Here is a 21779-nt window from a genome sequence, read left to right as displayed (position 1 = left end):
AGCGGCAACAGCGGAGCACCGCCGGGCCGACGCGCCCTGCGGTGACCTCGCCCGGTGACAGGAGCCCGGCATCCGATCCGCCTGCTTCACCTGCTCTGCCTGGCCTGCTCCTCGGGGACTCCTCATCCGTCCAGCACGGCGGCCGCGATCCTCACCCGGGCGTCGATCGCCTTCTTGATCCTGGCCAGGGCGGCACTGTTCCGCTGGATCGCCTGCCGCTGCAGCGCGACGTCGACCGCGTACCAGACGCCGACGACGTTGTTCCGCCGCTTGCAGTCCGCGTCGGCGCGGGCCGCCTCCTTCTCCTTCGCCGACGCGGTCCTCGTGCGCCAGGCGGTGTCGCCGGTGGCCGCGAGCGGGTCGGGGTAGGAGAAGCCGCGGGTCTCCATGCACCGGGACCACTTGGCGAAGACGGCTTTGACCAGAGGATGTCGTCGTGAGGACTCGAAGCTGTCGATGTTGATGTCGTCGGAGAGCTCCGCGTCACCGCCGGCCTCCGGTCCCTCGGAGAGCAGCCGTGCCCGGGCTTCCCCGACACAGCCTCCGGCGGGGATCTTCCGGCCCTTGTAGACCTGCCCGCCGGCCGCGGTGGAGCCGGGTTTGACGTGCGGGTCGTTCGTTCCGGTCAGGACGAGCGTCGTCCTCGAGGACAGCGCGGCGGGAGCGACGGCCGTCGGGGCGGTCCTGCTGCCAGCCGGAGCGAATCCGTCGACGGCGGCGGTTTTGGGGTCGGTCACGCCGTACCGGAACTGGGTCGGGGTCTTCGGCCTGAACACCGGGGCCGGGGCGGGCGCCGTGTAGTGCAGCCCGAACCGGGCCATGCACTGCTCGGTCAGTCTGGCCTGGGCCGCGGTCAGCTCGTCCGACTGCTTGTCGCTCAGGAGGTAGGGGGCGATCGGCAGCGTCCGGTCGGCTGCCGTGATCAGCCGCGGCACGGAGGAGACCTCCGGCATGACGGTGGCCGCGCCCTCGGGCCGGGAGGGTCCGGAGGACGACGGCGAGGCGGAGGTGCAGCCCCCGGCCAGCAGCACGGCGGCCGTCGCCAGGACGACAGCGGCTTTCGGGTGACCGGTGGCGGGGGAAGCGTTCATGGGCCGGTGTGTCCTCGATGCCGTGGGTGGGTACTCAAGGAGGGCCGAGTCTGCGGCCGGGGGGTGCCCCGCCCGGTGTCTGCGGGCGGGGCACCCCCTGCGTGAGGCTGTGGTGGAGAACCTCAGCCGGCCGGGACGTCCTGCCGGGTCAGCCGAACTTTCCGGAGGCGTTCTCGTTGCGCAGCGTGGTGTTGAAGTTGCCGCCGCCGCCCGCGGCGAAGCGCTGGCTCGCACCGGTGTAGTTGACGTGGTAGTACACGGTGAAGGCGTTGTTGAAGTCCCAGTTGTCGACCGAGGCGGCGTTGTTCCGGACACCCTGGCCCGCGCCGTCGCTGCCGTTGGCGCTGGTCACGAAGGTGTAGCCGGAGTAGTTGGGGATGTTGGGGAACTGCTTGAAGAACGCACCCTGGTAGTTGGGGTGGTAGTAGATGCAGGCGTAACCGGTGGAGCAGGTCGTGTCGGCCGCCGAGGCGGGGCTGACGGTGAGGACGGTGGCACCGGCGGCCATGACGGCTGCGGCGGCTGCCGCGCGACGTATGTTCTTCACGGTGTGTCGTATCCCTTCCGGTACGGATGCGGGCAGTCGCCATACTCGCCAGCGTGTTCGGTTCGGGGACACCCCTTTTCATCCCGGTCGAAACGCGCAGGTGACCGGCGCCCGGGCCATGCGTCCGGCTTCAAGTGCCTTCTGCATGAGCGGCGTTGACCAGGGCGGAGCCGGTCGAGGTGCGGGTGTGCAGGATGAGTTCGCCCTGTTGGAGGGTGCTCAGCAGACCCGCGGCCCTCAGCGCGGAGAGATGGTGGCTGACCGTGGCGGCCGACACGCCCACCCGGCGCGCGAGTTCGCCGGACGTGGTCGCCGTCCCGGTGGCGATCAGGATGGAGGCGCGGGTGCCGCCCATGAGCCGGCCCAGCGCCCGGACCGTCACCGGCCCCGCCGTGCTGTCGTACCCGGCGGGGTAGACGAGGACGGGCGGCAGGGCGGGATCGGCGAGCGAGTTCGCGGGTCCCTGCCCGAAGTGCGACGGGGTCAGGAGCAGTCCGCGTCCGTCCAGATGGAGCGTCTGGTCGACGGAGTAGCGCACATGCAGGACGGGCGGCGTCCACCGCATGAGCGGCCGGTAACTGTGGAGGAGACCGTGGACTCCATCGTCGAGAAGGGCGCGGGTGCGAATGGCCCGGTCCGCCTCGACGCTGTTGCGGATCACATTCCAATGGGGCGCGATGGCGATAGCCTGATAGTCGCTCAAGAGGCGCCGCAAGTCTTCCCGGGCGGCGGGATCCGCTTCGCGCAACCGCTCCAGCCAGGCGGATCCCCGGCCGCGTTCGAGGCGGTCGAGTTGCCCGCGCAGAACGTTTCGGGGAGTTCCGGCCACCGACTCGATGATCGATTCGATTCCTTCGCGCCGCCGGTTTTCCGGAGTCAAAAAGTCCGGAAAATATCCCGAGGCCGGGATCATCGGCATCAGCATGTGCCGAATGCGCTGCAGCAGATCACTACGGGACGCATCCGCCCTGACCTGCCGATACCACGATTCGTACCGTGCCACGGCAAGTCGCCTGCGTAATCGGAAGACACTCAATACCAGCTCCCACATGGGATCCGGCGACGAGCTCACCCTGGTTTTCAAGAGATCTTCGGTCGTGAAATGAATCCGCAGCATCCCCCACCCCCACGAGCCCCCGTGACTCGCCGGTCATTGTCTATACCAGGGTCGACCGGACCCGCAAGAAAAATTCCCGCATTTCCGGATGCATTGAATCCCGCCGCGGACGGCGCACAGAATAGAGCCCTCATCGGCCCGTATCAGCCTTCGCCATCCGGTCGGTGGCTGAATTTCCACCAGCGTTCAGGGCGACCGGTCGGATCGCTCTCTCGCGGCGTATCCGAATCTACTCGAAATGCCGTATCCGCCAGACACACAAACGACCCATGCCACCGCGAGCCCGCACTACGTCGATCACTAACCGGCTTGAACTCACGGGGCACCCCCCCTCCGACAAACAAGCGCCGACTCGGCCAACCGGTCGCGCAGCGCCCCGAAGGCCGCCGCCCGGCGGGAACGCGGCCTCGACGGGTTCCGGATGCACGCGACACCGGGGGCCGACCCGTCGCCCGGCAATACGTCCTGGCTCATCGGGCGATGATGCCGGGTCGATTGATTCACGATCCTCAACCTGGCCGGTTCCGGCGTGCTTTCGGCGTATACCGGATACCAGAAGACACCCGTCCACTGATCAGCTCGCGCAATACCAGGTCTCGGCAGTCACCGGACAGGCCAACAGTGACCTTCCTCAAGACAGAAAACTTACTTACCGTCAGAACGCATGCTAATTTTGAGATGCTGCTCTGATCGGATTGCTGTGTCCGGGGGGAGATCCGATGGCTGACGCGCGGGGCGGGCTTGAGGGCAGAGAGCGGGAGGAGTTCGTCGGCGTCATCGTCGAAGAGTTGCTTCACTGCCGTTTCCTCGACGAGGGTACGAGCCGGCGCACCGTCGGCGAGCACCTCGGGCTCTCCGCCGAGTTGTGGGAGGGAACCCTGCCCGCGTTCAGGGTAGAGGTCGCCCGCCATGTCAGCCTGGATCCCGCTGGGCGGGTCTCCACGTTATGCACGGTGGTTGGCTGGTACGACGAACCTCGACGGGAGTCGCTCTGGCTGCGCCTGCGTCCATTCCTCGCGACGCGGCCGGCCGACGGACCGCATCATCGCACCCCGTTACCCAACAGAGCCCCCGACCACGCACCACGACCTGACCGACCTTCCCAGGGCAGGCAGGGCTACGCCGAGGGGCCAAGATCCCCCGGCAGCCCGGAAGACAATGGCACGGTGTCCTCTCCACCCGCGACGACACCGGCGGTCGCTCGACTTTCCAGCCCGTTCACCGCCGACGAACACCGGCGCGTCCAGCAATTGCTGATGCTCGATCCGACTGGACCGCAGCAGATGCACAAACTGCGGGACAGTATCGGCTTCGAGCTCGGTTTCCCCGTTCCCGGTGAGCCATCGACAACGCTCGATCTCTTCGATGTCCTCGTGGACTTCAACGCTCCGCCGGATCACATACCGCCGTCGGTGGTCGCCCTGGAATGGGTAGCGATGCAGACCCCGGACAAGACCGCGGCGCACAGGTGTCAGGAGTGGGCAGAGCGATGGGCCCGGGACCATGACTGTCTGCCCGCCCTGCTGCGGCGACGACAGGCGCGGGACAAATGGCAGGCCGATCCTCGCGTTCCACGCGCTCTGCTGATCATGGTCGAGCCGGCGGAGGACGGAAGCGACGATGTGACGGTCCGGTACTGGATCAACGACTTGGCCGGCCACTGGGCTCCTCGCGCGGGGGAGGCGGCCGAGACACACATGACTGGACTCGCGGCAGCGGTGGAACGCGCACTTGCCGAGGGAGAGCGGCTGTGGGCAGCCTCTCGAGGAGAACCGACGGACGAGTTGCCGCCATTCGTCGAGTTCATCCTGCCCTATCTGCTGCTCAACCATGACGTCGCGCGGCTGGAGATCGGTGCGGACGAGCCGGGTGGCGTGGCAATCGGGCCTCGGTACTGCGTCCACCTGAGAAGTCTCGACCGCTTGCGACGAGTGCCCCACGATCCGTTCATCGCGAACCGGTGGCGGCAACGATGGCAGGAACTGCATCAGCACGGAACACGGCTTCACCACTGGGCCCACGGCGACAGGATCTCGTTGGATCGCTGGTCACGGTCGCTGACGCACAGACAGCAGGGCTCCACTCCGTACACGGCATTGGCCCTGGATGCGCCGAGGCAGGGAAGCCAGGCCCTGACGGCCCTGAAGCGGGCGATCGCCGAGGGGTTCGGACTGGCCCTGTGGGACCGCCGCGGCAAGCTGGAACCCCAGAGCCGCGAGACGATCGCGGAGCTGCTCGACAGCACCCGGACGGCCCACAGCGTGCCCCGGCGGGTGCAGGAGATGCGGGCACGCGCCGAGGCGGACATGGACGGAGACGTGTTCCTCGGCCGCCATGTCGCCTGCCTGTGGGACGACCCCGACAGGATCGTCGACTGCCAACCGTGGCAGTCCGCGCCGGGCGACCGACCGGCGCCGGCCCACCCATCCGGGCCCGAACGTTCGCAAAGCTCGGCGCCCTTCGACAACTCGCCAGACGCAGCAGGTCTTCCCCGAACGCCCAACTCGTCGACCGCCGAGGAGGCGCCCCATGACGACCGGCCCGGCCCGGCCCGGTGACGGATGGCGAGTGTTCCACGCCACCGGACAAGCCCCCGACAACATGCCCTCACCGTTACCGAAGGCGCCGCCTTGGCGACAGTTCCAAGGCGGTCCGCCGCTTCCCCATCCGAACCAGTGGGACGCCGGATCCGCTCGACGGCTGGGTGCGAGCAACCGGCTCGCGCAGCTCGGGGACGCCGAGATCGACGTGGTGAACGCCGCGATCCTGCTGCGTCGCCCCCTTCTGGTGACGGGCCCTCCGGGGATCGGCAAGTCGACTCTGGCCTATCTCATCGCTCGGGAACTCGGGCTCGGGCGGGTACTTCAGTGGTCCATCGTGAGCCGTTCGACGCTGCGGAGCGGGTTGTACGACTACGACGCGATCGGGCGCGCCCAGACGGTGGCGGAGCTCGCGACACGTACGAACACGGCCGATGCGGCGACCTCGACCGGACGAGCGGAGCACGACGCGCCGCCACGGCCGACGGTCGGAGAGTTCCTGACCCTCGGTCCGCTCGGCACCGCGTTGCTGCCTTACCGGTCACCGAGGATCCTGCTCGTCGACGAGCTCGACAAGGGGGACATCGACCTGCCCAACGACCTGCTGCACGTCCTGGAGAACGGGGCGTTCGACATTCCTGAGCTCGTGCGGACCGGTGAGGACCATGTCGAAGTGCACACGGACGACCCGCAGGGGCGAACGGTGGTCCAGCGCGGACGAGTGGAATGTGCCGAGTTCCCGATCGTGGTGATGACCAGCAACGGGGAGCGAGAGTTCCCTGCGGCCTTCCGGCGGCGCTGCCTCCCCTTGGAGATGCGTCCACCGAGCCGGGAACTGCTGCTGGCGATCGTGGAGGGACATCTGCGGCACCGGCCGGACGGGCTGGAGGATCTCGTGGAGGACTTCGCCCAGCGACTCGGCAACGGTGGCACCCACTCGGTCGACCAGCTCCTCAACGCCGCGCAGTTGATCACACAGAAGGGTTTCCCGGCGGGGTCACGTGGCAGAAGCCTGATCGAGACGCTGTTGCGCGACCTGTCCAAGGGGCCCTAGTGGCACCCCCTGACGACGCCGACGGCATCCGGTCGCATGCGGCACCCGGCGCGCCGGACGCCCCATCTGGAACCCGTCCCAGTTCGCCCGACGCACGGGGGCACGCCGGCGTCGCCGCACCGGCCGAGCGCGATGCCGCGCCAGATGTGCTCTGGACCGAGCTCGCCGATGCCGCATGGCTGGGCGCACTCTGGATCGCGGCAGACCGCCCGCTGCCCGCGGCCGTGGCACCCACCGAGCCTGTCACGAACGAGCGTCCCACCGCATTCTCGAGACCCCCTCTGCACGCCGCGGCCGCGCTGGAAAGCGCGGACGCAAGTCTCGCCACAGCCAACCGGACAGCCGGCACCGGACCGTCCGGCGGGCCACCCCAGGTCCGCCCCGATCCGCACGGCGACCTGGAGCTCCCCCTGCCCCCACCTCGCCTTCCGCGCGCGCCGCTGAGGGCACAGGCCCCGTCCGGGACGCTGCCGCTCGCCCGCGCACTGCGCCGACTCGCCCGGCGGCGGCCCTCCGCCCATCGGCGAGAACTGGACGAAGAGCTGACGGCAGATCGCATACTCGACGGCGCTTCCTGGCTGCCCGTGCTGCGACCGGTGCCGGAACGCGCACTGGATCTGGTGGTCCTGGTGGACGCCGGCGACACCATGCGGGTGTGGGAACGGGAATCGCGCGCCCTGTACGAGCAGGCGGCTTTGTCCGGTGCGTTCCGGGACGTTCGCACCGTCTCCTTGTCGCTGCCCTCGGACGGCGCGGCGTCACTGCTGCGGCCGGGCGACCGTCGGGCATCGCCGGCCGAACTCCTGGACCCACGGGGAGAACGGGCGTTCCTGCTGGTCACCGATGGACTGGGCGAGGGTTGGGCGTCAGCGGGCGCAGACAGGCTGCTGCGGCGTCTGGCAGCCCGCGGCCCCTGCGCGATCGTCCATCTGCTGCCAACGCATCTACGCCACCGCTCCGCGTTGCGCCCCTTCCCCGCGACCATCGCGGCGAGCGGTTTCGGACGGGCCAACACGACACTGACACAGGTCGCGGACGAGGAACTGGACGACCCTCTGCGGTCGCGGCCGCCTGCCGAACAGAGCGACGAAGTGGTCGTTCCAGTGCTGTCGTTGAAGGCTGCGTCCCTGAGGACCTGGGCTGATCTGGTAGTCGGCGGCGCAGGCTCGGAGCAGCGTTGTCAGGTGGTCCAGGCGGGAACACTGGCCAAGGAGCCATCGGCTCCGGGACTCCGGTACAGCGCGGGCAGCGCCGAGGCCGCTGTACGCACCTTCACTTCACTCGCCACCCCCACTGCTCGTCGGCTCGCTTCACATCTCGCGGCCGTACCACTGGCACTGGATACCGTTCAGGCCGTCCAGCGCCTGATGTTGCCCCTGTCGGGTCCGGAGCACCTCGCGGAGATCCTGATGGGCGGACTGCTGGAATGGCCCGGCCGCGACGGCGTCACCGTCGACTTCGGCGACGGGGTGCGTGAGGCCCTGCTCGCCGGCGGGACCCGCTCCGAACTCGCCGCGATCGTCTCCTGTCTCGTCGAACTCCCGCCCGGCCGGCCCGACCCGCGAGCGATCCGGCTGCGCGCTGCCCTGACAGACCCCGATCTGGCACCGCTACCGGATCCGAACAGCACCGACCGAGCCTGGGTGCGGCTCGAACTCGCCGTGCTGGAGGCGCTGTCAGGGCCGCATGCCCGGCGCGCACGCAGGCTCCGTGAGGCCCTGGAACATCCCGACCCGCCGGCCTCGGCACCCACGCGGCCCGACTCGAAAGGTGGCAGCGCGATGGCTCCCGAACCACCCCGCTCCGTCGGCGGCCGCCACGGTCCGCCGGGCATCAAAGGCCCCATGCCGCCGCGCAACGCCCACTTCATCGGTCGCGACGACATGCTCGCGACCGTCGCCGAGCAGTTGCAGCACGGCGAACTCGCGGCAGTCCTGCCCCACGCGCTGCATGGCACGGGCGGCGTCGGCAAGTCGCAGATCGCCATCGAGTACGTGTATCGGCATCAGCAGGAATTCGACGTGGTCTGGTGGATCCCGGCCGAGCAGCAGTCGATGGTGTTGTCGGCGTTCGCGGGTCTCGCTCGCGCACTGGGGCTCACCGTCGGACCGCAGCCGGGTACCGCCGTACCACGGGTACTGGAGGCACTCAGGGACGGTGACCGCTACGGACGGTGGCTGCTGGTCTTCGACAATGCAGAAGACGTCGACGGCGTAAGCCCTTTCATACCCACGCGTGGCAACGGGAAGGTCATCGTCACCTCACGCAACCAGGCCTGGGTCGGCGTGGCGAACACACTCACGGTCGATGTGTTCCGCCGGGAGGAGAGCCGAGACCTGTTGATGCGCCGCTCGCCCACACTCGGCGTGGACGAAGCGGACCGGCTCGCAGCCGCCCTCGGCGATCTTCCACTCGCCATCGAACTCGCCGCAGCCTGGCACGCGGCCTCGCACATGCCTGTCGACCGCTATCTGGTGCTCCTGGAGCACCATCGTGCCGAACTCGACGCGAGCGGGCTCGTGCACGACTACCCGTCTTCGGTCGCCGCCGCCTGGCGCATCACGCTCACCCATCTCCAGGCCGAATCTCCCGGCGTGTACCAGCTCCTCGGAGTATGCGGCTGCCTGGCCGCCGAGCCCGTCCCGTTGAGTATCTTCCGCAGCGGCGGGCGCATCAGCGTCAGTCGTGAACTCGACCCGATCCTGCGCGACCCGATACGGCTGTCCCGCGCCATCCGCGAGCTGTCGAAGTTCTCGCTCATCCGTGTCGACCACCGTCGCGACAGCATTCAGATGCACCGCCTCATGCAGAGCGTCCTCCGTACGACCACCGACCCCGCGGAACGCGAGGGACTGGTGCACACCGCACACTCCCTGCTCGCGGCCGCGAAGCCGGCAGGCAGCCCGTCGTCGCCCGGCCACTGGGACGGCTACCAGGCGCTTCTTCCGCACGCCGTGTCGTCGCAGGCGGCCGCGAGCCATGACGGCTGGGTTCGCGACCTCGTCGCGAACCTCGTGTACTACCTCTACTACTGGGGCGACCACGAGCAGGCCGTCGACCTGGCCGGGCAAGCCTGGGGCTACTGGAACGAGGACGACGGCGAGCCGGACACACTCGTCATCCAGATGGCCAAGCTGTACGCGTTCTGCCAGCGGATCATCGGCGTCGACCGGGACGCGTTCTCCCTCAACGAGCGAGCACTCGCCGTGTCGCGCAGCGCGAGCGTCCCGGAGGAGGAGCTCATCGACTCGATGTGGCAGATGGCCTTCGCCCACCGCTACCGCGGCAACTTCAGCGCCGCCCGGGCACTCGATCAGGAAGCCTTCGAGCGTGCCCGCAATCTGTTCGGTCCCGACGACCCGGACACCCTCAAAGCGGCGCACAGCTACGGCGTCTCGCTGCGGATGTGCGGCGAGTTCCAGACCGCCCGCGCGCTCGACGAGGAGACCGCGCGCCAATGGGAACTGGTCTACGGACACGCTGACGGTTTCACCCTGAACACCAGGAACGGACTGTCGATAGACATCCGCGAGTGCGGCGACCACCCACGTGCCCGCCAGCTCCAGGAGGACGTCCATGCCGCCTACAGGGCTGCGTTCGGGTCCGAGAACCCGGCGACGATCCGGGCGGCACGCGACCTCGCCGTCTGCCGTCGCCGGGACGGGGCGCTGGACGCCGGCTGGGAGCTCAGCGAGCACGTGCTCCAGCTGTTCGTCGAGAAGTGCGGACGCAACCACAGCGACACCCTTGCAGCGGCGGTCAACGTCATGGTGGACCGGCGCATCGGTGGCGAACTCCACCAGTCGCGCGAGATCGGCCAGGACACCGTGAACCGCTATCAGGAAGCCCTCGGCCACGACCACATGTACACGCTGATCACGATGGCCAACCTCGCTGCCACACATCGCGCACTCGGCCGGACCGACCTCGCGCGCGCCCTCGACGACATCGCACTCGCCGGGCTCAGATCGACCGTCGGCCCCAACCATCTCAATACCCTGATCGTGACCATGGGGCTCGCGGCAGATCTGCACCTGGAGGGCGAGCACGCCCACGCGGTCTCGGTCCAGGAGTCGCTGTTGCCACAGCTCACCAGGGTGTGCGGCACCGACCACCCGGTGACCCTGGCACTCCACGCCAACCTCGCCACCGATCTGACGGCCCTCGGCCGGAGCGAGTTCGCCCACGACCACACTCGGACCGCCGTCGACGGCCTCGCCCACGCAGTCGGCACCGGCCACGACTGGCTGCTCGCGGCCCGGGACGAGCGGCGCATCGAATGCGACACCTCGCCGATGCCACTGTGACGGACGCCAGACCACGTCAGCGGGCGAAGGAGGACCTCTTGACCACCGTCGTTTTCGTCCACGGGACCGGCGTACGCGAACCTGCTCTGAAGACACTGATCTCCCGTGTGGACGAGGGACTGCACCGCGTAGCACCCCACGCACGGCTGATCGCCTGCGACTGGGGCTCCGCACACGGCGCCACCCTGGCAGCGAACGGCGCCAGCATCCCGGGCGACGACGGCCGGCACCGCGGGGCCCGTGCCCCGGCGCACACCGGTGACCAGGCCCGCGCCGCCGAGTGGGAACTCCTCTACAACGACCCGCTCGCCGAGCTCCGCCTGATCGGCGCGGCAGACGCACCTTCCGGCCCCCTGCCTCCACATGAGGTCCCTGCCGACACGGCGATCCGCCACAGGCTCACCGAGCTGCTCGCCGACTCCGGCAAGCTGGAGGCGATGCTCCGGTTCACCGCCGCGTCGCACGGCGAGCAAGCGGTGCTCTCGCTCCTCGACGCTCCCGAACTCGGGGAAGCAGCACGATCGGCCGAGGCCGACACACTGGCGGAACTCGCTGCGCGCGCACTGGTCGCACGCGTCCTCGCCGACGCATCCGAGACCGGGGATCCGCTCTGTCCGACCGCTGATGACCGGGACGAGGCGATCGCGGTGCTCACCGCCCATCTCGGCGGTCGTCCTCCCGGCTCCGAGCGGGGACCGGCCCGCTTCCTTCTCCGGGCAGTTGCCCCACTCGCGTCCCGAGCAGCCGTCCGCCGCCGATCGTCCATCACCCGCGCGACCCACCCCGCGGCCGGCGACATCCTTCGTTACCTCGCCCGCGGCGACGCCCACCGCACTCACCTGGCCGACCTCATCCGCACACAGCCCTCGCCCGTCGTTCTGCTGTGCCACAGCCTCGGCGGCGTCATCGCCGTCGACACCCTCGCCACCCACTCCCTCCCCCAGGTCACCCTTCTGGTCACAGCCGGCTCCCAAGCCCCTTTCCTGTACGAGACCGGTGCCCTTCCCTCCCTCAGGCACCCACGGCCCCTGCCGCCCTCGTTCCCCGCGTGGCTCAACATCTACGACCCTCGCGACCTGCTCGCCTTCGCCGCCCAGCCCCTCTTCCCCGCACACGCCACCGATGTCCCGCTCTCCAGCGGACAACCGTTTCCCTACGCCCACAGTGCCTACTGGACCAACCCGGCGCTGTACGAGGCGGTAGCCAGGCGTCTGACATGAAGTCACCCAGGCGACCCGCGTACGAGGAGCACGATGACCAATTCGGCCGCGTCGCCCGACGCTGTTCATGCCCTGGTCGTGGGGATCGAGACCTACGCCTTCGGATCACGTTGGACGCTTCCGGGTCCCTCCGACGACGCTCTGCGCTTCCGCGAATGGCTGCTGGATCGCGAAGTCCCCGATCGCAACATCCGGCTCCACCTGGCCCCGGCTCCTGGCTGTGCACCGGACCTGCCCTACCGCTCATGCGATCGGTCGGCTCTGCGCCGCACGCTCGTCCAGGACCTCCCCGCCGCCTCTTCACAGATGCTCTGGGTGTTCTGGGGCGGTCACGGCTACCTCGACAGTCGAGGCCACCTGCGCCTGTTCACAGCCGACGCGTCCGAACGTGACGCCCTCAACATCGATCTGGACGATGTCCTCACCTACTACAACAGCATCGCCGTCCCCCACCACCCGGAACAGGTCTGGGTCGTCGACGCATGTGCGACGTTTCAGCAGGAGATGCGGCTCGCAGTCGCCCCGCCGACCGAGACCTTGCCGCACGCCGAGCCCGCCGACCGGTCGCGCCAGATCCACCTTCACGCGGCCCGCCGAGGACAACGCGCCGGGAACCTGCCGACAGACCGCACCGGCCACTTCTCCAGCCTCGTTCTGAGGCACCTCCACCTTCGGGACGACGCGATCGCTCCCCTCGACTCCGCCTTCGTGGAAGCTGTCGAGCGCGAAGCCCGTGCGGCCGAGAACGGAACCGTGCCCGCCTGGACACGCATGCGAGAGCCCGGACGGGACGTCGAGTTCGGCTCACTGGCGAGTACCGGACCACCGAGCCCCGTGCCCGCCACGGACCACATCATCAGCGGCCTCGTCAATGCGTTGTGCGAACGCCCTTGGGCATCGGATCCGGACATCCGGCAGAACCTCGTGGACGCCCTGCCGCGTCGGCTCCGCGAACACGTTCCGCGCTCGCGAACGTCCCGGTCGGATCTCGTCGGCATCGTGGTCCATCTCAGCAAAGTCGACGGGGGTCTGGACGCGCTGCGCGTGGCAATGACGATCGTCGACGGCTCCCGTTGAGACTTCTCGGAGGTGCCATGAGATGCCCTTGATTTCTGTTAGCCTCACGCGTGACCTGCCCACCCCCCAGGGCCGATGGCGTTTACCGCGAGCGTATGCCCTGCACCTCGACCGCGGTTCAGGATCAGACTCGAGGTGAGTTACCGAAGTGCCGCATCTGCCATCGGAACCTGTGGGCCGCTGGGAATCGGACCTGCCCGACATGGAGTCCGTGTCGCTGCAGAATCTGCGCACCGCCGCGCTGCCGACGCCCGACGAGCGGCTCCTCGACGAACTTCGCCGCCCCCGCGCCAATGCTCTGGGCGGATCGAATCCGGGCCGCGCCGAATAACAGCGCACAATCGGAGCAGACATGACTGCCCACGCTTCGTATCCCAGTCTGGATTTGTCACACGGAGACTTCGATGCTCTCGCGTCAGGCGGGGCCACTTCCACAGCCCTTGCTTTTCTCGAGAAGGGGGAACGAACGCGTCGACTCCTGCTGCTCAAGGGACTCCTCGACGCTCTCGCCGACCGCCCGGAGCTCATTGCGCGCGTTGGCCCGTGGACCCAGGCCTGGAGCCTTCTCGAACGGGTTGCCCGAACGGCACCCGAAGTCGCCGATGAACTACTCACCAGTCCGCAGACCGGCACCTGGTTGGCCCATACGCTGCGCCGCCTGCACCGGCAGAACACGCATGCGGACATGTGGACGGACACCGGGCGCCTCTTCGCTCTCGCCGCCGCTGCCGCACTGCGCTGTGGAATCGACGCGGATCTGCCCGTGCCGCTGCGGCACGGCAGCCTGTCGCTCCCGAGCGTCGGGCTCGTGACGGTCCCCGGACAGCACGCCGAGCACAGTGTGGGTCGACTGATCATCAATCAGGGCGCGTTCGCCCTGACCACGGATCAGGGAACCTCGCCCACCACGTCCTTGACGTCACCGGCGGCTGCCCATTGGACGCCGCTGCGAACCCTTGCTCCCGGCACCGTCACGCTCGACGATCTCGACCCGTACCGGGACCTGGACGAACCAGTGGCTCCCCAGCCCCTTTCCGCCGGCGAAACGGCCGGCTGGCAGAGCTTGTACGCCGAAGCACACGCCATCCTCACCGCAGACGCACCAGCACATCCCGACACCCGCGACTTCCTCGTCGCCGGAACCATGGACGCGGGTCGAATCCGCACCATCGTTCCGTGGCAGCCCAAGGACGCGGGCGACAACGGGGTGCACCGCCCGCAACTCTCCGCCTCCACCGGTGACGCCTACGCCTCCATGATTATCTCGCGACCGCCGGATGCCGTCCGGCTCGCCGAGACGATGGTTCACGAATTCCAGCACAGCAAACTCGCCGCCCTGCTCCACCATTTCCCCCTCCTCGACGACGATCGGGCCGAACGCTTTTACGCCCCTTGGCGCAGCGATCCCCGCCATCTCACCGGGCTCCTGCACGGCGCCTACGCCTTCACCGGAGTCGCCGGTTTCTGGCGACTCCGCATGCGCGACGCGTCAAGTGACAGAGCCGCGCGGGAATTCGCGGCGTACCATTTCGCCCTGCGCCGTCTCCAAGCTCGTCTGGTCGTGAGGACGCTGGGCCAGTCGGGCCGACTGACTCCGCCCGGATGCGTCATCGTGAACGGTCTGGCCCTGACGCTCACCGACTGGCTCCACGAAGAGGTACCTGAGCCCGCTCTCTACCGCGCGCGCACCGCCGCCCGGCTGCACCGCACGGAGTGGCGCCTGCGCAACCTCCGCCCGCCGCTCCACGATCCCGTACCCTCGGACGACTCGTGGCCTGACCCTCGTACTCCTGGTTTCGCCCATGTCTCGGCGCACCCGACGACCGCCGACGAGTTGCTCGCAGCGGGAGACCCCGCTGCCGCCCGCTCGATGTATCACGGAGCCTCGCCGCACGACCCCTCCGTCCGTGCGGGCGTCATCGTCTCGACCGCACTCGCCTTCCCCGGTCGCGCGGCGGCCGCGGCACTGGCCCGTCCCGAGTTGGATCACGTCCCCCAACCCTCTTGAGCAGTGACCTGACGATCGGCATGGCCTCGTGGAGGACTGACGAGCCACACCACCGCGCGAGGGAGAATGTTCCCCATCGATGGACAGAACCCTGCCCGCCTCCGGGACAGCTGAGGGTTGGATCTGCCCACAACTGCGCGCTCGGGTAAGAGAGTTCCTTTCCAGCCAAGGACAGGATGGCGAGGGTCCTCGGTCTGCGCCCGAGGACCCTCACATTAGGCCAGTTGCAAGTTCACCTGTTCGGCTATTCGGCGGGGAAGGAAAGTCATTCGTCCGACTGAAGGGCCCGGACGTCGTCGAAGGGGTGCTGGAAGGCTCGCAGGACGTTCCGGCAGGCAGGTAGCTAGGTGCGTCCGGCCGGGACGCGAACGGCTCGCGACGCCGGGACGCGAGGTCCGTCGTCCACCGAGGCCCTGTCGACGTCGTCGCGCGCGAACCCCTCGATCGAAGCGCGCCCAACGGCCCACCGTGGCAAGCACCTTGCGCCCGAAGGCGTCCGATTCGGCAACGAAACGGTCATCCCCGGTCGCTGGACGGCCACCGGTTTGATCTCGGCCATGTGTACGGCAGTAGGGTGACGCCGTGGCACCACGACCGTTGCATGAGATCGTCGAACCGGGCTGGGCGAAAGCCCTGGAACCCGTGGCCGGACGGATCGCCCAGATGGGCGACTTCCTGCGCGCGGAGATCGCCGCGGGACGCACCTACCTGCCGTCCGGGGCGAACGTCCTGCGGGCCTTCCAACAGCCCTTCGACGACGTCCGCGTCCTCATCGTCGGACAGGACCCCTACCCGACCCCGGGACACGCGGTGGGACTGTCGTTCTCGGTGGCCCCCGAGGTGCGCCCGCTGCCACCCAGCCTGATCAACATATTCCGCGAGCTGAACACCGACCTCGGGGCGCCACAGCCGTCGACCGGTGACCTCACCCCCTGGTCGCAGCAGGGCGTGCTCCTGCTCAACAGGGCCCTGACAACAGCGCCCCGCAGCCCCGCGGCCCACCGCGGCAAGGGCTGGGAGGAGGTCACGGAACAGGCCATCCGGGCGCTGGCCGCGCGTGGCCGTCCCCTGGTGTCCATCCTGTGGGGCCGCGACGCGCGCAATCTGCGCCCGCTGCTCGGCGATCTCCCCTCCGTGGAGTCCGCGCACCCCTCGCCCATGTCGGCCGACCGCGGCTTCTTCGGTTCGCGCCCCTTCAGCCGCGCCAACGACCTGCTGGCCAGGCAGGGAGCGGAGCCCGTGGACTGGCGCCTGCCGTGACCCCCGACGGCGTGCACGGCGAACCCCGGGACGGGCAGGGCCCGTCCTTGGTGCTGGCCGTGGACTCCGGAGGCTCGGGGCTGCGGGTGGCCCTCGCCGCGTGCACGCCACCGGTCGACGCCCCCTTCCCCGCACATGGTGGGGCCGCGCCGTCTCCTTCCCCGGCCCCGCTGGGTGCGCCTCTGACCTCCACGGAGCCGGTCCGTACGGGCCCCGGCGGGATCTCGGCCGCGCACCTGCTCGAACAACTGCTGCCGATGGCGCGGCGGTTGATGACGGAGGCCGGCGCCGAACGGCTCGGAGCCGTCGCCGTGGGGGCGGCGGGCCTGGCCACCCTGGGCGACGAACTGCGCGCCGAGCTCCCGACTGCGCTGCGGCGTGAACTGGGCGTCCGGCGGCTCGCCCTGGCGGCCGACGCGGTCACCGCGTACACGGGCGCCCTGGGCACCCGGTCGGGTGCCGTGATCGCGGCGGGCACCGGCATGATCGCGATCGGCACCGACCTCACGTCCTGGCGCAGGGCCGACGGATGGGGTCACCTGCTCGGCGACTGCGGCGGCGGAGCCTGGATCGGCCGCGCCGGTCTGGAGGCGGCCCTGCGCGCCTTCGACGGCCGCCCCGGCGGCTCGGGCGCGCTGCTGTCACGGGCGGAGGAGATGTTCGGACCTGTGCCGGGACTGCCCGGCCTGCTGTACCCGCGCACCGACCGGGCCGCCCTGCTCGCCTCCTTCGCGCCGGAGGTCGCCGACCGCGCCGCCACCGATCCCGCGGCCGCGGACATCCTGCGGGCCGCCGCGCGCCACATGGCCGAGTCGGCCGCCGCGGTGTGCCCGGCCGACGGCGAGCCCTCGCTCGCGCTCACCGGGGGCGTGTTCAACATGGGCGACGCGCTTCTCGGGCCGCTCGGTGAGGAGTTGGCGCGGCGGCTGCCGCACGCCCGGCGGGTACCGGCCGCGGGCGACCCGCTCGACGGCGCCCTGCGGATCGCGGCCGACCTGGCCGCCGACCGGCTCGTGCTGCCTCCGGACGAGCGGATGCTGTTCGTGGCGGCCGAAAAGCCGTACAGGGACATTCATGACCCGAATTCCCCGCAGGTCTGACAAGTCGACGCGTACCGATCACTTCTGATCCGCTCGTAACTCATCAGACAAAAGCGGACGGATACCGCTCACCTGCACCCTCCCCGAACAGGGGAACCCGAGAAACCAGTAACATGCGGCGCCATGAGCTCCCCCACTGGGCCCGCGTCCGGCCTGCCAGTACGAATGCCGCGACCCCGCCAAGCCGGGCGGCACCGCCGTCCGGAACCTCTGGCGGCTCCTGAGGGCGCGCCCGCGCTCGTCCTCGCGGTGCCGGGCACCCCCAGCGCCGCCACGCGCAGCCTCGCCGAAGAGGTCGTGAGCATCGCCCGCTCCGAGCTCCCCGGCCTCGATGCCCGCATCGGTTACGTGGACGGGGACGACGAGTTCCCCACCCTGCAGTCCGTGCTGTCCCACGCCGCCGAGGAGCGCACCGCGCGCTTCGAGCAGGCCCGCGCCGCCGGCTCCGACGTCTCCGAGCCCGACGGCCCCGTCGGCATCGTTGTCCCGCTGCTCGCCGGCCCGGACAACGCCCTGCTCCGCCGGATCCGCCAGGCGGTCATGGAGAGCCGCGTCGCGGCCGAACTGACCGACGTCCTCGGCCCGCACCCGCTGCTCGCCGAGGCGCTGCACGTGCGCCTCTCCGAGGCCGGTCTGGCCCGCGCCGACCGCGCCCGCCTGTTCACCGTGGCGACCGCCGCGGACGGCATCGTGCTCGCCACCGTCGGCGGCGAGGACGCGGTGCAGGCTGCCGGCATCACCGGCATGCTGCTGGCCGCGCGGCTCGCCGTGCCGGTCATGGCGGCGGCTCTCGACGAGGAGGGCTCCATCGCGGCCATCGCCGAGCAGCTGCGCGACTCCGGTTCGCAGCAGCTCGCGCTCGCCCCGTACCTGATCGGTCCGGAGCTCGACGCGGGCCTCCTCGAGGCCGCTGCCAAGGAGGCCGGCTGCAGCGCCGCCGAGGCGCTCGGCCCGTACCCGGCGATCGGCAAGCTCGCGCTCTCCCAGTACACGTCGGCGCTGGGTATCGCCCCGCCGCAGAACCAGGGAGCGCCGGCCTTCTAGTCGGCCGCCTCACCCGCACCACCCGTACCGCCCGCACGTCGAAAGGGCCCGCTCCTGAATCAGGAGGGGCCCTTTCCCATGGGCGGAGTACGGCTTCCCAAGGGTGGAGTACGGCTTCCCAAGGGCGGAGTACGGCGTGGCACACCATCCGGCACGCCTCCTACGGGCGGCCGGCGTGCCCCGGGGGCGCGGACACCGAGTACGGCCGGACGGGCCGGAAGCACGGCCACCCCAGGTGCGGCCGGACGTGGCGGGGACCCGGACACCCGGGTGCGCCCGCCGGGATCAGCCGAGGACCACGCAGGACGCCGCCGGCGCCGCGATCGAACCGGCGCGGTGCGGGACGCCGGTGTCCGGATCGACGTTGAACCAGGTCACGTCGCCGGAGCGCTCGTTGGCCGCGTACAGGAAGCGACCCGAGGGATCGAGGGTCAGCGCGCGGGGCCAGACCCCGCCGCAGGACACCTCTCCGACGAGCGTGAGCCCCTCCCCCGCGGCGTCGACGCCGAGCACGGAGATGGTGTCCCGGCCCCGCGTGGCGGTCCACACGAAGCGGCCGTCGGGCGCGACGACGATGCCCGAGGGGTAGGCGTCCCCGTCCGGGGCGCCGGACAGCACGGACGTCTCGCCCACGGGCCGCAGCGAGCCCACGGCGCCGTCCCAGCGGCAGACGGTGACGGTCGGAGCGAGTTCGTTGAGGACGTACGCGTATTCACCGCCGGAATGAAAGGCCAGGTGGCGCGGTCCGGAGCCGGGACGCAGGGCGGTCTCGCGGTGCAGGGTGAGCTCGCCGCCGTCCAGAGCGCACACCCGGACCGAGTCCGTGCCGAGGTCGACACTGACCGCCCAGCGGCCCGTGGGGTCGGGCTGGACCTGGTGGGCGTGCGGGTCCCGCTGCCGCTGGGCGTGCGGACCGGATCCGGTGTGCCGGAGCACGCTGGAGGCGGCGGGCGCCAGCGCCCCGCCGGGCCGGACGGCCACCGCGCTGACACTGCCCGAGCCGTAGTCGGCGGTCAGGACGTGCCCGTCGAGGACGCTGAGGTGCGTGGGTCCGCTGCCGCCGGTCGGGGTCGGCGGACCGGTCAGTTCCGGTCGGTCGCCGTGCACGCGGTAGGCGGCGACCGCGCCCTCGGCGGTCTCGCTGACCGCGTAGAGGACGTCGCCCGCGTCCGCGAGGGCGAGGTACGAGGGGTCGGGCACGTCGTCGACCGCGCTCAGGACGGTCAGCGCCCCGCTGTCCGGATCCACGTCGGCGGTGAGGACGCCGAGGCCTCCCGCCGCCGTGAACGACCCGATGAACGCCCGCTGCCGCCGCCCGCCGTCGTCCGCCACTTCTGTTCCCCTCTCGGTCCCGCGTAACCGTCGGGGCGACGGTAGCAGCCGGAATGCTGCGGTCTAGACCAAGGTGCGGAGCGGTGCACTGAGCAGCCGAAACGGGTCCCGGTCCGCCGGCTGACCGGGACGACGGGGGCGTGTCACAAGCACTCCAGGGCCACGAGGGCGTACCGCACGCGGACCGGGCACACACCGCGCGCTCCGCCCGAGTCCGGCCGGACAGCCCGCCGAGCCCGTACGGCGACCGGCCGGACAGCCCTGCGAGTCCGTACAGCGACCGGCGGGCCTCGACCCGGAGTGCGTACGACGGCCTGCGGGCCTCGACCCGGAGTCCGTACGACGGCCATAGCGCGCCGCTGGACGGCCCGCCCGGCCCCTACCGCACCGAGGGCTCCCCAAGCCGTCCAACGGGCACCCAGACCCCGTAGTGGATCTTGTAGACGGCCCGACCCCTGTAGGAATCCGGACGCACGAAAGGGCCCCTGGAATGCCGGAGCATCCCAGGGGCCGAAAGACAGTGCCGCGTCGACGTCGGAGCGTCAGACGCCGACGAGCTGCGACTCGCGTGCCGGACCGCGCAGCGGTGTCGCCATGTCGACGAGCGCCCGCTCCAGTCCGTGCAGGTGCACGAGCGCCTGCTCGGCACCGGGGTGATGGCCGGGGACCGCGTGGTGGAGCGCCGGGGCGCCGCCCGGTACCGCGCCGACCAGGGACTCCATGGCCGTCTCGACCCGCCGGCAGGCCGCCGTGAGGCGGGCGTCGTGCGAGGCGTCCCGGTCCGCGGCGACCACGACCAGGCCCCGCACCTCGCGGGCGCAGTCGTCCAGCAGGACCAGGATCGCGCGGGCCCGCTCCTTGCGCTGCCGCATCGGGTTGAGCGGATGCACGAGGGGCGCGAGCGCCATGCGCACACGGCCGAGGAGCGCTTCGAGTTCGCCGGCGAGCGGCGCGGGGTCGGCCTCTTCGTCGCCGGCGAGCCGCCGGGCCGCCGCCGAGGTGCAGCCGTGCACGGCGTGCAGGGCGCGCTCGATCCATCGGTCGGTGACCGTGTGCGTGGTGATCGGCAGGACGAGGGCGACCGCGAGCGCGGCGCCGAGCGCGCCGACGCCGGTCTCGGCGAGCCGGAGGACCAGCAGCCCCGGGTGCAGCACGCCCAGCAGCCCGTAGAGCAGGCCTGCCATGACGGTGACGAAGAACATCATCCAGCTGTACGAGGGAGCCGCCGTGTAGAAGATCCCGAAGACGCTCACCGCGACGAGGACGGCGGTGGGCGCGGGCGCGCCGTGCAGCGGGACGGCGATCAGGAGCCCGGCCACGATGCCGGTGAGCGTGCCGACGACCCGCCGGAAGCCGCGGACGAGCGTCTCGCCGCGCGAGGCCGTGTTGACGAAGATCCACCACGCGGTGCCGACGGCCCAGTACCAGCGGTCGTGCGAGAGCAGTTGCCCCGCGGCGAGCGCGAAGGCGCAGGCCGCGGTCGCCTGGAAGGCCTGCCGGGTGGCCGGACGGTCCAGCCCGCGCCCCTCGAGGGGAAGCGGCGCGGCGGGCAGCGGGCTGCGCCGCTCGATGCACCAGGCGCCGAACCGCACCGCCGAGGAGGCCGCCAGCGACAGCGCGACGGCGGCGTACAGCTGCGGAAGCTGACCGGGCACGGCGTGCAGGAACTGGGTCGTGAAGAACATCATGAACGCGAAGATGCCGAGCGCCTGCCCGCGCGGGCCGAAGCGACGGGCCCACACCCCGGCGAAGACCACGGCGAGCCAGGTCGCGTCCCGCAGCAGCGGCGCCCCGTGCAGGGAGGTCGCGGCCGCGAGGACCGGGACGCCGGCCACGGGGAGCAGCGCGGTGGTGCCGGCCTGGCCGCGCACGGTCGGGTCGCCGACCGTGAACAGCGCGAGGAGCGCCGCGAGCCCTCCGGCGATCGAGGCGGGGAGCGAGAGTCCGGTCATCTGGCACAGGGCGACCGCGAGGCCGATCCCGGCCACCGCCCGCAGCGAGACCCGAAGCCGGAACAGTCCCGGATCCGGCGCCATGAACATCTTCTTCACCGTCGGCAGCCCGCCCCCACTTCGCGATCAA

General features: G+C 70.5%; 15 protein-coding genes. 10 read left to right on the top strand and 5 right to left on the bottom strand.

The features are described from left to right. Positions 1 to 122: 122 nt before the first annotated feature. The 3 genes from IO36_RS06030 to IO36_RS47650 form a co-directional block, all read right to left on the bottom strand. Positions 123 to 1091, bottom strand: coding sequence for a hypothetical protein (locus tag IO36_RS06030; RefSeq protein ID WP_051900048.1), 969 nt, complete (start codon positions 1089 to 1091; stop codon positions 123 to 125). Between the two features lie 148 nt (positions 1092 to 1239). Further along, complete coding sequence (locus tag IO36_RS06025) at positions 1240 to 1638, bottom strand: peptidase inhibitor family I36 protein (RefSeq protein WP_037616845.1); 399 nt, start codon at positions 1636 to 1638, stop codon at positions 1240 to 1242. 130 nt (positions 1639 to 1768) lie between these two features. Next, positions 1769 to 2203 carry an ArsR/SmtB family transcription factor gene (locus tag IO36_RS47650; RefSeq protein WP_209441156.1) on the bottom strand — a complete coding sequence of 145 codons (435 nt, stop codon included), beginning with the start codon at positions 2201 to 2203 and terminating at the stop codon, positions 1769 to 1771. 27 nt (positions 2204 to 2230) lie between these two features. Here IO36_RS47650 and IO36_RS49290 point away from each other — a divergent pair, with 27 nt between their 5' ends. The 10 genes from IO36_RS49290 to IO36_RS05975 all read left to right on the top strand — a co-directional run bounded on the left by IO36_RS49290 (position 2231) and on the right by IO36_RS05975 (position 18365). Then, a complete protein-coding gene (locus tag IO36_RS49290) occupies positions 2231 to 2659 on the top strand; it encodes a hypothetical protein (protein WP_209441155.1) in 429 nt (142 codons plus the stop codon). 815 nt (positions 2660 to 3474) lie between these two features. Further along, entirely contained in the window at positions 3475 to 5313 is a 1839-nt protein-coding gene (locus tag IO36_RS42925; RefSeq protein WP_051900043.1) for a VMAP-C domain-containing protein, read from the top strand. Further along, positions 5285 to 6349, top strand: coding sequence for an AAA family ATPase (locus tag IO36_RS06010; protein WP_037616844.1), 1065 nt, complete (start codon positions 5285 to 5287; stop codon positions 6347 to 6349). Before IO36_RS42925 ends, IO36_RS06010 begins: the two co-directional genes overlap by 29 nt. Positions 6350 to 6495: 146 nt before the next feature. Further along, on the top strand, positions 6496 to 10656 hold the full coding sequence (gene fxsT / locus IO36_RS06005) for an FxSxx-COOH system tetratricopeptide repeat protein (RefSeq protein WP_051900041.1): 4161 nt from the start codon (positions 6496 to 6498) through the stop codon (positions 10654 to 10656). Between the two features lie 38 nt (positions 10657 to 10694). Continuing rightward, entirely contained in the window at positions 10695 to 11876 is a 1182-nt protein-coding gene (locus tag IO36_RS06000) for a hypothetical protein (protein WP_037616841.1), read from the top strand. 33 nt (positions 11877 to 11909) lie between these two features. Further along, a complete protein-coding gene (locus tag IO36_RS05995) occupies positions 11910 to 12953 on the top strand; it encodes an effector-associated domain 2-containing protein (protein WP_051900039.1) in 1044 nt (347 codons plus the stop codon). Positions 12954 to 13305: 352 nt separating this feature from the next. After that, positions 13306 to 14961, top strand: a complete 1656-nt coding sequence (locus tag IO36_RS05990) for an HEXXH motif domain-containing protein (protein ID WP_051900037.1) — start codon at positions 13306 to 13308, stop codon at positions 14959 to 14961. A 582-nt stretch (positions 14962 to 15543) separates the two neighbouring features. Further along, positions 15544 to 16221 (top strand): uracil-DNA glycosylase, encoded by a 678-nt coding sequence (locus tag IO36_RS05985; protein ID WP_037616838.1) that lies wholly within the window; start codon positions 15544 to 15546, stop codon positions 16219 to 16221. Beyond that, positions 16218 to 17321: an N-acetylglucosamine kinase gene (locus IO36_RS05980; protein WP_051900035.1), complete on the top strand. Its 1104-nt coding sequence runs from the start codon at positions 16218 to 16220 to the stop codon at positions 17319 to 17321. Before IO36_RS05985 ends, IO36_RS05980 begins: the two co-directional genes overlap by 4 nt. Positions 17322 to 17444: 123 nt before the next feature. Then, positions 17445 to 18365, top strand: a complete 921-nt coding sequence (locus IO36_RS05975; RefSeq protein ID WP_107065646.1) for a sirohydrochlorin chelatase — start codon at positions 17445 to 17447, stop codon at positions 18363 to 18365. Between the two features lie 285 nt (positions 18366 to 18650). Here the strand turns inward: IO36_RS05975 and IO36_RS05970 are convergent, their stop codons facing one another. Continuing rightward, the gene (locus tag IO36_RS05970) at positions 18651 to 19697 is read right to left on the bottom strand and encodes a lactonase family protein (protein ID WP_037616834.1); all 1047 of its coding nucleotides are present in this window, start codon (positions 19695 to 19697) and stop codon (positions 18651 to 18653) included. A 542-nt stretch (positions 19698 to 20239) separates the two neighbouring features. Further along, the gene (locus IO36_RS05965) at positions 20240 to 21739 is read right to left on the bottom strand and encodes an FUSC family protein (RefSeq protein WP_037617008.1); all 1500 of its coding nucleotides are present in this window, start codon (positions 21737 to 21739) and stop codon (positions 20240 to 20242) included. Between the last annotated feature and the right edge of the window lie 40 nt (positions 21740 to 21779).

This window comes from Streptomyces aureus (genome assembly GCF_000725495.1).
GTDB lineage: Bacteria > Actinomycetota > Actinomycetes > Streptomycetales > Streptomycetaceae > Streptomyces > Streptomyces aureus_B.
This window is presented reverse-complemented; position numbering and strand designations above follow the sequence as displayed.